This is a genomic window from Mongoliitalea lutea (assembly GCF_014652135.1).
Lineage (GTDB): Bacteria > Bacteroidota > Bacteroidia > Cytophagales > Cyclobacteriaceae > Mongoliitalea > Mongoliitalea lutea.
The window spans coordinates 95,944-108,207 of the sequence record NZ_BMYF01000018.1; the positions used below are offsets into that span (position 1 = coordinate 95,944).

The 12,264-nt window shown below is 38.9% G+C and carries 14 protein-coding genes; 3 read left to right on the forward strand and 11 right to left on the reverse strand.

The window, feature by feature from the left end; all coding sequences use genetic code 11:
• Positions 1-10: 10 nt before the first annotated feature.
• The 8 genes from IE080_RS14350 to IE080_RS14385 all read right to left on the reverse strand — a co-directional run bounded on the left by IE080_RS14350 (position 11) and on the right by IE080_RS14385 (position 8,222).
• Complete coding sequence (locus IE080_RS14350; RefSeq protein ID WP_189583972.1) at positions 11-649, reverse strand: hypothetical protein; 639 nt, start codon at positions 647-649, stop codon at positions 11-13.
• Between the two features lie 76 nt (positions 650-725).
• Positions 726-1,517: an SDR family NAD(P)-dependent oxidoreductase gene (locus tag IE080_RS14355; RefSeq protein ID WP_189583975.1), complete on the reverse strand. Its 792-nt coding sequence runs from the start codon at positions 1,515-1,517 to the stop codon at positions 726-728.
• Positions 1,514-2,236 (reverse strand): acetoacetate decarboxylase family protein, encoded by a 723-nt coding sequence (locus tag IE080_RS14360; RefSeq protein WP_229800655.1) that lies wholly within the window; start codon positions 2,234-2,236, stop codon positions 1,514-1,516. The genes IE080_RS14355 and IE080_RS14360 overlap by 4 nt, the downstream gene beginning before the upstream one ends.
• Before the next feature lie 180 nt (positions 2,237-2,416).
• The gene (locus tag IE080_RS14365) at positions 2,417-2,827 is read right to left on the reverse strand and encodes a GxxExxY protein (RefSeq protein WP_189583978.1); all 411 of its coding nucleotides are present in this window, start codon (positions 2,825-2,827) and stop codon (positions 2,417-2,419) included.
• Between the two features lie 133 nt (positions 2,828-2,960).
• Positions 2,961-4,265, reverse strand: coding sequence for a UDP-N-acetylglucosamine 1-carboxyvinyltransferase (gene murA / locus IE080_RS14370; RefSeq protein WP_189583981.1), 1,305 nt, complete (start codon positions 4,263-4,265; stop codon positions 2,961-2,963).
• Positions 4,266-4,934 (reverse strand): DUF4290 domain-containing protein, encoded by a 669-nt coding sequence (locus IE080_RS14375; RefSeq protein WP_189583984.1) that lies wholly within the window; start codon positions 4,932-4,934, stop codon positions 4,266-4,268.
• Between the two features lie 54 nt (positions 4,935-4,988).
• On the reverse strand, positions 4,989-7,241 hold the full coding sequence (locus IE080_RS14380) for an ATP-dependent helicase (RefSeq protein WP_189583987.1): 2,253 nt from the start codon (positions 7,239-7,241) through the stop codon (positions 4,989-4,991).
• A 42-nt stretch (positions 7,242-7,283) separates the two neighbouring features.
• Entirely contained in the window at positions 7,284-8,222 is a 939-nt protein-coding gene (locus tag IE080_RS14385; protein WP_308428174.1) for a lysophospholipid acyltransferase family protein, read from the reverse strand.
• 18 nt (positions 8,223-8,240) lie between these two features.
• On the opposite strand from IE080_RS14385, the gene IE080_RS14390 reads away from it, so the two are divergent.
• The 3 genes from IE080_RS14390 (at position 8,241) to nadD (ending at position 10,324) form a co-directional block, all read left to right on the forward strand.
• The gene (locus IE080_RS14390; protein ID WP_189583993.1) at positions 8,241-8,834 is read left to right on the forward strand and encodes a sigma-70 family RNA polymerase sigma factor; all 594 of its coding nucleotides are present in this window, start codon (positions 8,241-8,243) and stop codon (positions 8,832-8,834) included.
• 339 nt (positions 8,835-9,173) lie between these two features.
• Complete coding sequence (gene gmk / locus IE080_RS14395; protein WP_189583996.1) at positions 9,174-9,746, forward strand: guanylate kinase; 573 nt, start codon at positions 9,174-9,176, stop codon at positions 9,744-9,746.
• An 11-nt stretch (positions 9,747-9,757) separates the two neighbouring features.
• Positions 9,758-10,324: a nicotinate (nicotinamide) nucleotide adenylyltransferase gene (gene nadD, locus IE080_RS14400; RefSeq protein WP_189583999.1), complete on the forward strand. Its 567-nt coding sequence runs from the start codon at positions 9,758-9,760 to the stop codon at positions 10,322-10,324.
• Positions 10,325-10,339: 15 nt separating this feature from the next.
• Here the strand turns inward: nadD and IE080_RS14405 are convergent, their stop codons facing one another.
• From IE080_RS14405 to IE080_RS19530, 3 genes are all read right to left on the reverse strand, one after another.
• Positions 10,340-10,906 carry a hypothetical protein gene (locus IE080_RS14405; RefSeq protein ID WP_189584002.1) on the reverse strand — a complete coding sequence of 189 codons (567 nt, stop codon included), beginning with the start codon at positions 10,904-10,906 and terminating at the stop codon, positions 10,340-10,342.
• On the reverse strand, positions 10,899-11,915 hold the full coding sequence (locus IE080_RS14410; RefSeq protein ID WP_189584005.1) for a TolB-like 6-bladed beta-propeller domain-containing protein: 1,017 nt from the start codon (positions 11,913-11,915) through the stop codon (positions 10,899-10,901). Before IE080_RS14410 ends, IE080_RS14405 begins: the two co-directional genes overlap by 8 nt.
• Positions 11,916-11,978: 63 nt before the next feature.
• Positions 11,979-12,264, reverse strand: a 286-nt coding sequence (locus IE080_RS19530) for a hypothetical protein (protein WP_229800659.1), incomplete at its 5' end; no start/stop codon positions are given.

The window sequence follows — 12,264 nt, forward strand, 5'->3', positions numbered from 1 at the left end:
TTTTTCCTTCTTAAAAAACCTCAATTTCCGAAAACCAAATAAAAAGTTGTCCTTCAGCATTGCGGTGTTCAGTTGCCATGAGGATGCCATCAGATTCCTTCTCCATTTCCCAAGTGAATGATCTTCCTTCACTTCCATTACCTTTTCGAAAGGTCCACTCTTTGATCATGTATTGATCATTTAAGTATAAATCATAGGCATCTCCGGGAGTATACCCATCTTCGTTGTTGTAGACTATTGTCAGTTTAGTGCTTGATCTTCCTGAGATTGGTGCATTTACATGTTCCTCAACTTCGTAGGTGTAGCCGGTATCCCAAGCCAACTGGAAAGGATAGAGTAACCAATATTTATCATTGATAAATCCAGCATCAGCAGGTGGAAGTTCTTCTTTTGGCAGGTCCAAACTATAGGTATAGCTTGTGTCAGCTGTGGTGTACGTTACCATTCGCCCATCTACATTCCACTCCCAACGACGTGTACGTACCTCATCTCCAACTTGTACATTCCAAGTGTAGCCAATGGAAGATACCTTGTCAAAGTTATCAATTCCATAGGCCTTAGCCACTTTCATAGGAAGCGAAAGCTCTTCTTTTGGAGCCTGGCAGCTTACGATAACTATAAGCGTGAGTAAAAGTAGTAAGTTTCTCATAAGAAGTATTTTGCAGGAATTTACTTAGCTTGAAACAGGCTTCCAAGCCTTTTGTTATTAAGGGGTATTGGTGTTTTTAATTGGTTTGGGGAGGAGGTGAGGATTTTTGTAGGTACGTTTTCAATTTTGAGCGTTCTATGCTTTGGTAGATGGTTTTAATGAAAGGGAATAGTTTGTTGAGTTGTAATGAAAACCAAAACAACTTGGAAGGGAATATCTCTCTTTTTCCTGCCCCAAGTCCTTTTATGATTGCTTGGACAACCTCGTCAGCTGTTTGAACAGGCCAGGCCATAGGTACGTCTTTTCCGGCCTTTTCAAAAAAAGATGTTTTGGTAGCCACGGGATGTACTAAGGTCAACCAATCACCATCTCGCTCCGACCAAATGCCTTTTGTAAACTGCCTGATAGCAGCTTTGCTCGCACTGTAGTAACTGTATCCTGGGATCGCCCAAAAAGCAATGGCAGAAGCGGTAATGATTAACTTTGGGGTATCATGAGGGAATTTATTTTTTAATAGATGGGCATACATCATTGGGACTAGCACATTGAGCGTAAAAATTTCCTTGGCTTGCGCTGGCTGAATCTGTTGCCACTGATGGTAATACCCAAGTCCCGCGTTAGCAAAGCACAAGTCAATACCTCCTAATTTTTGCTCCGCAAGATGCAAGGAGTTGAAAACTGCCTCCTCATCCAATAAATTGATGGGTGCAATCATAATCGAGCTACATGCTTCTTTTAAACATTGGAGTGCGATTTCGTCTTTATCTACTGCCAGGATTTGGTTTTCTTTATAAAGGGATTTCACCAAAGCCTTTCCTATGCCTGAAGCAGCACCTGTAATCAAGATTTTTTTATTAATGAGCTTCATACAAGCGTTGGAATTGGAAAAGACATCCAAAAAGGACTCACATGCACACACATCAATGGTTTTTGTTGACTGATGTCAGGGAATCCAAGTGGGTCGACATGGATCTTTTCAAGTTTAGCGAACTTTCCCCAACCTTTGCCCTCTGGTTTGGTGAGGTATTTTTGTTCATTCAAGCGTTGGAGTAAATTAATGGGTAAAATTTTGGTAGAGACAGGTAGAGGAAAAGAACCAGTCTTGATTTTACTAAACCAAATGGGGCTTTCTTCGCTTCCTACGCCAATGGTGGTTACAGCTCCTTCGTTATTCCAAATAAATGGAACAGTTTCCTTAGGGATTCCCCAATTGTATTTCCCGTTTTCTGTGCTGGAATCGCTATCAACATAGATTTTGGTGATGCATTGTTTGTTTTCGGGGCCAAATTTGCCTGGAATAAAAAGCAACTCTCTATATGGCCCAACGGGAGATTCTTCATAATTGACCAACATTACATATCCGAATCCACCTTTGAAGTTGCCTAGTTGATCTTCTCTAAGAAAACCTGATTCATACACGAAGTTTTTGGTGAATCGATACACCAGAATAAACCCTTCACCTTTCAACTTCCAAGGGGCTGCAAAATGAGGGCTAGGTTTAGCAATTGGATTCATGTACACGTTAGTTATTTCTTCTCTTCCAAAATATACATTATTATCATTCTGAAAAAAAGAATCAAACCACATAGAAAGGGTTTTAATTTAGAAACACATAGGTACATAGGGAACATAAGGTTGTTACCACATAGATTAATGTAGTAAACAAAAATTAAGGAATAAAAATGAATAGGTTTTCACTAAAATGTTTGATTCATAATACTCCCTAAAACAAAGAATATGTTACCTGTGTGCCCTATGTGGTTCATCTCAATAATCAGGAAGACGATCATAGATTTTATTAACGAATGTTTTTTGACCTTGCTTAAAGATGTTTTCAACGTTGAAGTTTACTAGTATTCCTTTTGGGGCATTTAGTACCTTCATATAGCTGATGATTTGAGCATTGAAAATAGGATGCATTTCTTGCACTGCCTTTAATTCCACAACGATGGAATTTTCCACAAAGAAATCGCAGATGAGATTCAAATGAATAGACTCTCCTTTGTAGTCGTAGGGGATGATAAGTTCGTTTTCGTAGGAAATACCACGGAGTTTAAATTCCCTAGCTAAACACCGTTGATAGAATTTTTCGAGCATGCCTGGGCCAACGATTTTGTGAACCTCGATGATCGCACCAACGATTTCATAAGATAATTGGTCAATTTCCTTTTTAGTCATATAGTTCCACATATTAAAAATCATTTGATGGTAGACTAAAAATAGGTAGAAGTAAAAGTAATTCGATGTTTCTTTTGCAACTTAAACGTTTAAATTGCAGAAGCCCTTTCCAAAAATGAAAAGGGCTTCTTTGTTAAACTCGTTGGATATCTGCTCCGAGGGCGTTGAGACGTTGGTCTATGTACTGGTAGCCTCGGTCGATTTGTTCGATGTTGTCGATAATGGAGGTGCCTTCAGCAGACATGGCTGCTATTAAGAGGGAAACCCCTGCTCGGATGTCTGGGGAGGTCATGCGGATACCTCTCAGCGGATACTTTCTATCCAATCCGATTACTGTAGCACGGTGAGGATCACAAAGGATGATCTGCGCTCCCATATCTATCAGTTTATCTACAAAGAACAAGCGGCTTTCAAACATTTTTTGATGTACGAGTACAGTACCTTTTGCCTGTGTAGCTGTTACCAAAACAATACTCAAAAGGTCGGGTGTAAAACCAGGCCAAATTGCATCAGCAACAGTCAATATGGATCCATCGATGAAAGTTTCAATTTCATAGTGTTTCTGAGCTGGGATAAAAATATCATCTCCTCTAAATTCCATTTTGATACCCATGCGCTTAAATGTATCTGGAATGATTCCTAAGCGATGAATCTGGGCATCTTTGATTGTAATCTCAGATTGGGTCATAGCCGCCATCCCGATGAATGATCCAATTTCGATCATATCCGGAAGCATGGTGTGCTCTGTACCTTTTAATTCTTTGACACCTTCGATATGTAGGAGATTTGAACCAATACCGGTGATTTTTGCACCCATGCGGTTAAGCATATCGCATAATTGCTGCAAGTAAGGTTCGCATGCGGCGTTGTAAATAGTGGTCTTGCCTTCCGCCATTACAGCGGCCATGACGATATTAGCGGTACCTGTTACAGAAGCCTCATCCAAGAGCATGTATGCTCCTTTCAGATTTTTTCCGTCGATGTAATAAATCTCTTTTTTGCTGTCGTAGTGGAATTCTGCACCCAATTTTTGAAAACCATAAAAGTGGGTGTCCATCCTTCTTCTTCCAATTTTATCACCGCCTGGCTTGGATAATCTTCCGTGGCCAAAGCGGGCTAATAATGGACCTAAGATCATCACAGAACCTCTCAATGCAGAAGCTTTCGTTAGAAAATCATCTGTGTCCAAATAGCTGGTATTGACATTATCAGCTTGGAAAGTGTACGATTCAGGACCGATTTGTTCCACTTTTACACCCATATCAGCCAAGAGTTCAATTAACTTATTGACATCTCTAATATTGGGTATTTTATGGATGGTAACTTTTTCAGGTGTAAGTAATACTGCACACAATATTTGGAGCGCTTCATTTTTGGCTCCTTGAGGAATGATTTCCCCTTTGAGACGTACGCCTCCTTTTACTTTAAATGATGACATTTACCTGCGTTTTTTTGAGTGACCGCCGTTTCTTCTTCTGTCTTTTCCAAAATTCTTTCTACGATCTCCATTGGATTTCTCTTTTTCCATGTCGGAAGGTAATTTGAAATCTCGACGGGTATTGGTCTCGAACAGCCCCATTTCTTTTACTTTTTCCAAGTCAATGTGAAGCTTGCCCTTGGATAAGGTTTTGATATCATCCAAAATGATGGCATCATCAAAATTGTCTCTGTTCCAAGTGGAGTGAAAAGAACGCATCAACTGTCCGATATAGATAATAGCTGATTCTTGTTCTTCGCTATTTTCGATTTCAATGGCTTTCTCGATCAGCTTCTCGATGTTTCGGCCGTAATGCTTAAACTTTACTTCACCTTTAGGATAACCAACAGATTTTGGTTTACGGGTAAGCAAGTCTTCTTCCGGCTTGGGGAATGGTCCGTCAACATCTAATGTGAAGCCCGACATAATGTGGATATCATCCCAAATTTTTTGGTCAGACTCTCCACGCATGTGTGGGTTTAATTGTTTGACGATTTCAACGAGGGTGTAAGTACTGGCTGTTCTCTTTTCCCTATCCTCAATACCTGCGATATGAATAGCCAATCGCTGAATGTTTTTGCCGTATTCCTTCAAGGTAACGGAGTAATTATTGCTTTCTTTATTTTCCATGTATGCCCTTGGATTGGATTGGTGAGGGGTAAAAATCTTACCAATCAACTATAATTATACGATTCGGAGCTTTGCAAAGCTAAGTAATAATACCTTTTCTCCAAAATTATCAAATACAATCGTGGCTTTCTTGTTGATTCCTTCTATTTCAATCTTTTGCACTAGGCCAAATCCAAACTTCGGATGCTCCACTTTCATGCCTTCCTGCAAGTTGTTGGTGTTGGATGGCTTGAAGTCTGGACTAGGGGTATGGACCTTTGCAGTGGTCATTGGTCTTACAGATGGATTTTTCTTGATTCCGATAAATCCTGAGCGTGGCTCAACAGATTCTGTACGGAGAGAGCCTGCTGGAGATGCTGTAAACCGTTTGTTGACTCGTATACAGCCTGAGTCTATTTCTTCCAAGAATCTACTGGGCTCACAATTCAGAAGTCGACCAAACCTGTAACGGGTCAATGCATAGGTTAAATACAATCGATCCATTGCACGGGTGGTGGCTACATAAAACAGCCTTCGTTCTTCTTCCAAATCTTCCCTGCTCTGCATCATCATTTGGGAAGGGAAAAGATCTTCCTCCATTCCCACCACAAAGACCTGCTTGAACTCCAGTCCTTTAGAAGAGTGGATGGTCATTAAGGTAACAGCATCTGTTTCATCCTTATCTCGGTCATTATCCGTTAAAAGCGCAATTTCCTGTAAGAAGGCTCCGAGATTTTTCTCTTCATTCTCAGGATTATCCACATATTCTTTGATGGCGTTTAGTAATTCCTGTACGTTTTCATAGCGATTAAGCCCTTCGATGGTTTTGTCCTCGTACAGATCTCTCAATAAACCAGATTGTTTGGCAACGCTGGATGCTACCTCATAGGCATCTTTTCGCTCCATTTCTATTCGGAAACTTTTGACCATGGTGGCAAAGTCGTCCACAGAGTTAGCAGCCCTTCCACTTAAAAATGAATTGGCATTGGTCACGACCTCCCACAAGGGAATATCATGTTCGTAAGCGGCCACAAGAATTTTTTCTACTGTTGTATCACCTATGCCTCTTTTGGGATAATTGATGACCCGTTTGAAAGCTTCCTCATCGTCATGGTTGACAACAAACCGCAGGTAAGCCATCAAATCTTTGATTTCTTTGCGCTGATAGAAAGAAAGACCACCGACGATTTTGTAGGTGATGTTCATTTTTCTCAAGGCTTCCTCTATCGCCCGTGACTGGGAGTTGGTGCGGTAGAGTACTGCAAAATCACTGTTGTGTAGCTTTTTGTTATTTTTTTCTTCAAAAATAGTTGTAGCTACCATTCTGCCTTCTTCGTTGTCCGAACTCGCTTTCATCAACTCGATTTGGTCACCTTCTTGATTTTGGGTCCAGACAGTTTTTTTAAGTTGGGCTTTATTTTTGGCGATGATGCTGTTGGCAGCATGTACAATATTTTTTGTAGAGCGGTAGTTTTGCTCCAGTTTGACCACAAATAAATCCGGGTAATCCCGTTCAAAATTCAGGATGTTTTGGATATCTGCTCCACGGAAAGCATAGATACTTTGAGCATCATCACCCACAACACAGATGTTTTGATGAACGGCCGCCAGTTTTTTGGTGATCAGGTACTGGGAGACGTTGGTGTCCTGAAACTCATCTACCATCACATATTTAAACCGCTGCTGGTATTTATTGAGCACATCCAAATGGTCTCTGAAGAGAACATTGGTATTGAATAGTAGGTCATCAAAGTCCATCGCCCCTGATTTGAAAAGCCTTTTTTGATAGGTTCTGTAGATTTCTCCCATTCGGGGCTTCATGGCTGCATCATCATCGGCTTTAATGTAGGGGTCGTTGAGATAAGTTTCCCAAGAAACTAACCGGTTTTTTGCTCCTGAAATCCGAGCTAGAACCGTGTTAGGCTTGTACACTTTATCGTCCAACTTCATTTCTTTGACGATGGTACGAATGAGTGATTTGCTATCGTCTGTATCGTAAATGCTGAAGTTGCTTGGATAGCCGATTTTGTCAGCTTCTACCCGGAGAATTTTGGCGAAGATGGAGTGAAAAGTTCCCATCCATGTATTGCGAGCCTCTAAACCGATGAGTTTCTCAATCCTATGCTTCATCTCGGCAGCTGCCTTGTTGGTAAAAGTAAGCGACAGGATGTTAAAGGCATCTATTCCTTTGGCATGAATGAGGTGTGCGATTCTATAGGTAAGTACTCGTGTTTTGCCCGAACCTGCACCTGCAATAATCATCACTGGGCCATCGGTGTGTTCTACAGCTTCTCGTTGTGGGGGATTCAGTCCTTTTAAATAGTCCATGCTTCTTTTTTATCCAACAGGCTTCAAATTTAGGGATTTTTTTTACTCTGCCTTTTTCCACTTCCAACGATTATGACTCCACAGGTAAATTTCAGGTTGTTCTCGAATATTATTTTCCAAAAGCTCAATGAACTGATCCGTGATGCTGTGTTCTAGTTTATCAGAAAAAGGAGGACTGTCCATCAATTCATAACGAAATACATAATGTCCTCTTTTGGGTTTGGATACGTGGGCATATAATACCGGGTGATTAAATCGCTTGGCGAGTTTTTCAGCTCCTTCGAAAAACGCTGTATCTCTACCCATAAATTCCCTCCAATAGCGGATATCCCGATTGCCGGGGCGTTGGTCGGCTGCTAGTACGATCATGCGTGGTTGGTTTCGCTTACGGAGATAATCCCGTTGGAAACTGTCTTTTTCCACCATCTGCCCTCCAAAGCGTGTACGAATGATCATCATGAGTTTTTCAAAAAATGCATTGCTGACTTTGGTGTACACCACATCTACCCGATTGTCAATGTTGGCCATCATTTGCAGCAAATGCCACTCCCAATTGAAAAAGTGTCCGGTCATGCCAATCAATACTTCTCCTTTTTCAATATGACTTGTGACAATTTCTGAGTGGATGATTTGAACTCTTCTATTAAACTCCTCTTTGCTCATTGAGTAGGCTTTAATGATTTCTGCAAAGGAGTCGGTAAGATTTCTAAAAAATGCCTTGGCTATCCGATGATGCTCTTGAGCTGTTTTTTCAGGAAAGGCCTCTTGTATATTGGTAAGGATGACTTTTTGTCGGTATTTCAAAACATGGTATCCTAATAGATATACTCCATCACTGAGGATGTAAAGCAGTGAAAGGGGCAATAATGAAAGTAGTTTGAAGAAAATCATGCCTTTTTGACAAGGGAATTGGATACAATTTTCAAAATAAACCAAAAGCCTCGACTTTATTCCAAAAATAGTAGCTATAAATTCGCCCATTGATTACTTTTGAACTTTATGTCTGAAGTACAGAGAAAAAAATATTCGGATCAGGAGAAAAATAGAATTTTCGACCAGGAGTTTATGCCTCACATAGACTCCATGTACAATTTTGCTTTTCGACTGACTTTTGATGAAGACGATGCCAAAGATCTGGTGCAGGATACCTATCTCAAAGCGTATCGGTTTATCAACTCCTTTGAGCAGGGCACCAATGCCAAGGCTTGGTTGTTTCGTATTTTGAAGAATTCCTTCATCAACGATTACCGCAAAAAAAGTAAGCAACCAGCCAAAGTTGACTATCAGGAGGTAGAAACGTATTACAACTCTGATGATGTGGATTACAGCAGTACCACAGATTTAAGAGCTGATATGGTGAAGGATATGCTGGGAGATGAAATCTCCAATGCCCTAAATAGTTTGGCGGTGGATTTCCGTACCGTTATCATTCTATGTGACCTTGAAGGCTTTACTTACGAGGAAATGGCAAAGATTTTGGACATCCCAATCGGTACGGTAAGATCAAGATTGCACAGAGCGAGGAACTTATTAAAGGAGAAATTACGTTCCTATGCACAGACCATGGGGTACAATACGGATGAGGAGGAATAATTGCTCCTGAATAAGAACGGGATATCAGTTGGATTAAGAGTATAAGATTATATAGTTTACAATGGAGTCAAATTCATCATCGGCAGGAGATAAGAAAATCACGTGTGCTGAACAGAGTAAATGTTTTCAGCTACTGGAGAGTATTCTGGACGGGGAAAATATCCCTGAGGCCGATAAAATCGTGAAGGAAAAGTTAGAAAAGTGCGAGCCGTGTTACAGGCATTTTCACTTAGAAAAAGCTATAAAAGAGCTTTTACAGACAAAGTGCTGCTCTCAAATTACCCCTTCGGACCTTTTCGAAAACATTCGCAAAAATATTCAAGAAATAAAATAAGCACTATGGGTTCTGGTAAAGCCATTATTTTTTCAGCTCCATCAGGGTCTGGTAAGACCACAATAGTCAGGCATTTATTGACTAAATTTCCAAATATCGGTTTTTCTATTTCGGCCTCTACCCGTGATAGACGGGGGAGAACAGAGCAACATGGAAAAGATTATTATTTTTTGTCCCCAGAGGAATTCAAGCAAAAGATTGATGAGGATGCGTTTATAGAATGGGAGGAAGTCTATGAAGGCAACTTTTATGGAACATTAAAAGAAGAAATTCAGCGATTATGGGATAGTGGCAAACATGTCATTTTTGATGTGGATGTCAAAGGTGGGCTAAATCTAAAAAAGTATTTTGGAGATAAGGCCTTGGCTATCTTTGTTAAAGTGCCTTCTATGGAAGTGTTGACAGATCGCTTGAAAGACCGTGGCACGGAATCAGAAGAAAGTTTGTCCAGACGTTTGTTCAAAGCAAAGTTTGAGATGACTTTTGAAGATAAATTTGATGTCGTTATTGTCAATGACTATCGTGAAAAGTCCTTCCAGGAAGCTGAAAAGCTCGTAGGAGATTTTCTAAAAGATTAATACTAAAAGCTTTGAAAATTGGATTATTTTTCGGATCTTTTAATCCTGTTCACATAGGGCATCTCATTATTGCCGATGCCATGAAGAGTAGGACAGATTTGGATGAGGTTTGGTTTGTAGTCAGTCCTCAAAATCCTTTTAAGAAGCAAAAAACATTACTTCACGAACATGATCGGCTAAAGATGGTAGAGCTCGCCATCGCCGATCATTTCTTTTTTAAGGCAAGTGATGTGGAGTTCCGGATGCCCAAGCCTAGCTATACGATTGATACACTTACCTATCTTTCTGATAAATATCCGCAGCACGAATTCCGCTTGATCATAGGGGGAGATAACCTGACGCATTTTCATAAGTGGAAAAATTATGAGCAGATTCTAGAGCATTATGGCTTGTATGTGTACCCAAGGCCGGGAGAAACTAAACAATGGGACCATCCTAATATCCAACTAGTGGAAGCGCCTCTAATGGATATATCCGCTACCTACATCCGAGATTGCATCAAAAAAGGTCTTTCGGTAAAATACTTGCTTCCAACCGATGTGGAAGCGTATATTTTAGATAGAAAATTGTTTCTGTAGTCTTTAGCAAAATTTTTAAATAGTTTCACTTAAATCACTTTTGTATTTTTCAATTATTGTCGAATTGTAAAGAGGATGACCAAAAAATTTAATGTTGTTATTTTTATCAAGTAGAAAGGTGCGACGATTTCTATCGGTAGTAAGTAAATCATTTGTGTTTTCGAATGTATAAGCTTCATCCCATAGAATTATGCCCTTCACATCAATAGATGGCTCAAAATGCCTTAAAAAATATATTGAATCTGCTGCTGGAACATTCAATACATAAATTGTTTGAGCAAGTATATTTTCTTTTGTGATCTCTCGAAATAAAATGTCAGCTTGGTTGAGGTCATTTATAACACATTTCATGCAAACTCCATCTACGATTGAGACGATTTTCTTTTTGTGCATAGCTAGGTTTAAAACCGAATCACTAGCATACAATTTACCTTTAGCCAAATATTTTAATTCGGGATTAAAATGTACCTTAGATTGTTCAGATTCGGCTAAGGAAGTAATATCTTTCTTACTGTCACAAGCAAAACAAGATAACGAAATTACTATGGGGAATATAAATACCTGAATTATAAATTTAATCATAATTAAAATATCCGATTTGGTTTTCACGATCGCTGAAACTGCAAATAATTCGCTTATTATCTTCATCCACCACGAAGGAGATAATCCCATATTCAGTCTCTACAACTTTTTCTAGTTTGCCATTAAGATTAAAGAATAGTAGCTTACTTGGCTCAATACTTTTTGGTCTCTTGTTTTTATCTCTTTTAAAGGCTGGCTTTCCTGAGTATGAAACGATAATATAATTCTCTGTAATATTTATGGGACCAAAGAAATGCAAATTTTTATTTTCTTCACTCATTTCATGTTTCCCAATGATGTTGAACTGTAAAGCCCCGTCTTGGTTAAAAATACTTAGGATATCATAATTGATGTATGATAGAGCCATTAGTGATTGATGTTGAGAATATGTAAAGAAGGCATTAGTCCTCTTACCATCTAATTCTGGATGTTCATAACCAAATTTTTCAGTTTTATTTCTTTTTAAATCCCATTTTCCCAACGCTACTCTGAAAGTGCCACTACTTAGAACTTCTACTCCTGAGCCTACTGCCAGACTATCTGAAATTACATTGAAACGAGTCAGGAAAAAATCATTGGTTATTGGAATGGAAAAACTTGGTTTATATTCATTATCAGCAATTAACGAGTCAATTTCAAATTTAAATAATTGCAACTTTGCAAAATCAGGCATCCAAAATTCTTTATTGTTGTGGCTTTTCGCAATTTCTCCTATTCTTATTATTTCACCTGGACCTTCTCCTAATTCGCAAGTTTTTGTGATATAATTTAAGGTATTTTTATTATAGATTTGGATTCCTTTTCCCGTTGATGTAGCTAAATCTGTAACAAAAAAGTAATCACCAATTAACGTGAGAATTGGGGCAGTTGTGATCTCTATGGTATTAAAATCTATAATTTTTTCTTTGATAGAGATAGTTTCCACACTATTTATATCAAACTTTTTCGTTGGATCTTTTGGTGAAGAGCAGGATAAGATGATTAATAATAGATAAAGATAAAATTTCATAGAAGAGAGTTTAATAGTGTTATTAAAAAGATAGGTTTAAATAGTAGTCTATGGTAACATAGACTACTGGATTTCTTCGTCATCCCAATTATATTCACTTAAGAACCAATAAAATGAATGGCAATAGCAACCAGTGTAACCTCTGACACATCCGTTTGGACAAGTTGATGACGCTTGTAGTTGATTAACACTACTCATCATCATTCCGCCTGCAACAAAAAGGATACAGGCTACTAAAGTAATTTTGATTTTTGAAAACATAAGTGTTGTTGTTTTAGTGAGTTGTCGTAGTAGGTAACTGTTACCTAATACACAATTTTTAAATATTGATGTTTTAATATATATATAT

What these genes read in the sequence shown, in the direction of transcription:
- IE080_RS14350 (WP_189583972.1), bottom strand. Translation starts at nt 649, where the DNA reads ATGAGAAACTTACTACTTTTACTCACGCTTATAGTTATCGTAAGCTGC.
- IE080_RS14355 (WP_189583975.1), bottom strand. Translation starts at nt 1,517, where the DNA reads ATGAAGCTCATTAATAAAAAAATCTTGATTACAGGTGCTGCTTCAGGC.
- IE080_RS14360 (WP_229800655.1), bottom strand. Translation starts at nt 2,236, where the DNA reads ATGTGGTTTGATTCTTTTTTTCAGAATGATAATAATGTATATTTTGGA.
- IE080_RS14365 (WP_189583978.1), bottom strand. Translation starts at nt 2,827, where the DNA reads ATGACTAAAAAGGAAATTGACCAATTATCTTATGAAATCGTTGGTGCG.
- murA (WP_189583981.1), bottom strand. Translation starts at nt 4,265, where the DNA reads ATGTCATCATTTAAAGTAAAAGGAGGCGTACGTCTCAAAGGGGAAATC.
- IE080_RS14375 (WP_189583984.1), bottom strand. Translation starts at nt 4,934, where the DNA reads ATGGAAAATAAAGAAAGCAATAATTACTCCGTTACCTTGAAGGAATAC.
- IE080_RS14380 (WP_189583987.1), bottom strand. Translation starts at nt 7,241, where the DNA reads ATGGACTATTTAAAAGGACTGAATCCCCCACAACGAGAAGCTGTAGAA.
- IE080_RS14385 (WP_308428174.1), bottom strand. Translation starts at nt 8,222, where the DNA reads ATGGGCGAATTTATAGCTACTATTTTTGGAATAAAGTCGAGGCTTTTG.
- IE080_RS14390 (WP_189583993.1), top strand. Translation starts at nt 8,241, where the DNA reads ATGTCTGAAGTACAGAGAAAAAAATATTCGGATCAGGAGAAAAATAGA.
- gmk (WP_189583996.1), top strand. Translation starts at nt 9,174, where the DNA reads ATGGGTTCTGGTAAAGCCATTATTTTTTCAGCTCCATCAGGGTCTGGT.
- IE080_RS14405 (WP_189584002.1), bottom strand. Translation starts at nt 10,906, where the DNA reads ATGATTAAATTTATAATTCAGGTATTTATATTCCCCATAGTAATTTCG.
- IE080_RS14410 (WP_189584005.1), bottom strand. Translation starts at nt 11,915, where the DNA reads ATGAAATTTTATCTTTATCTATTATTAATCATCTTATCCTGCTCTTCA.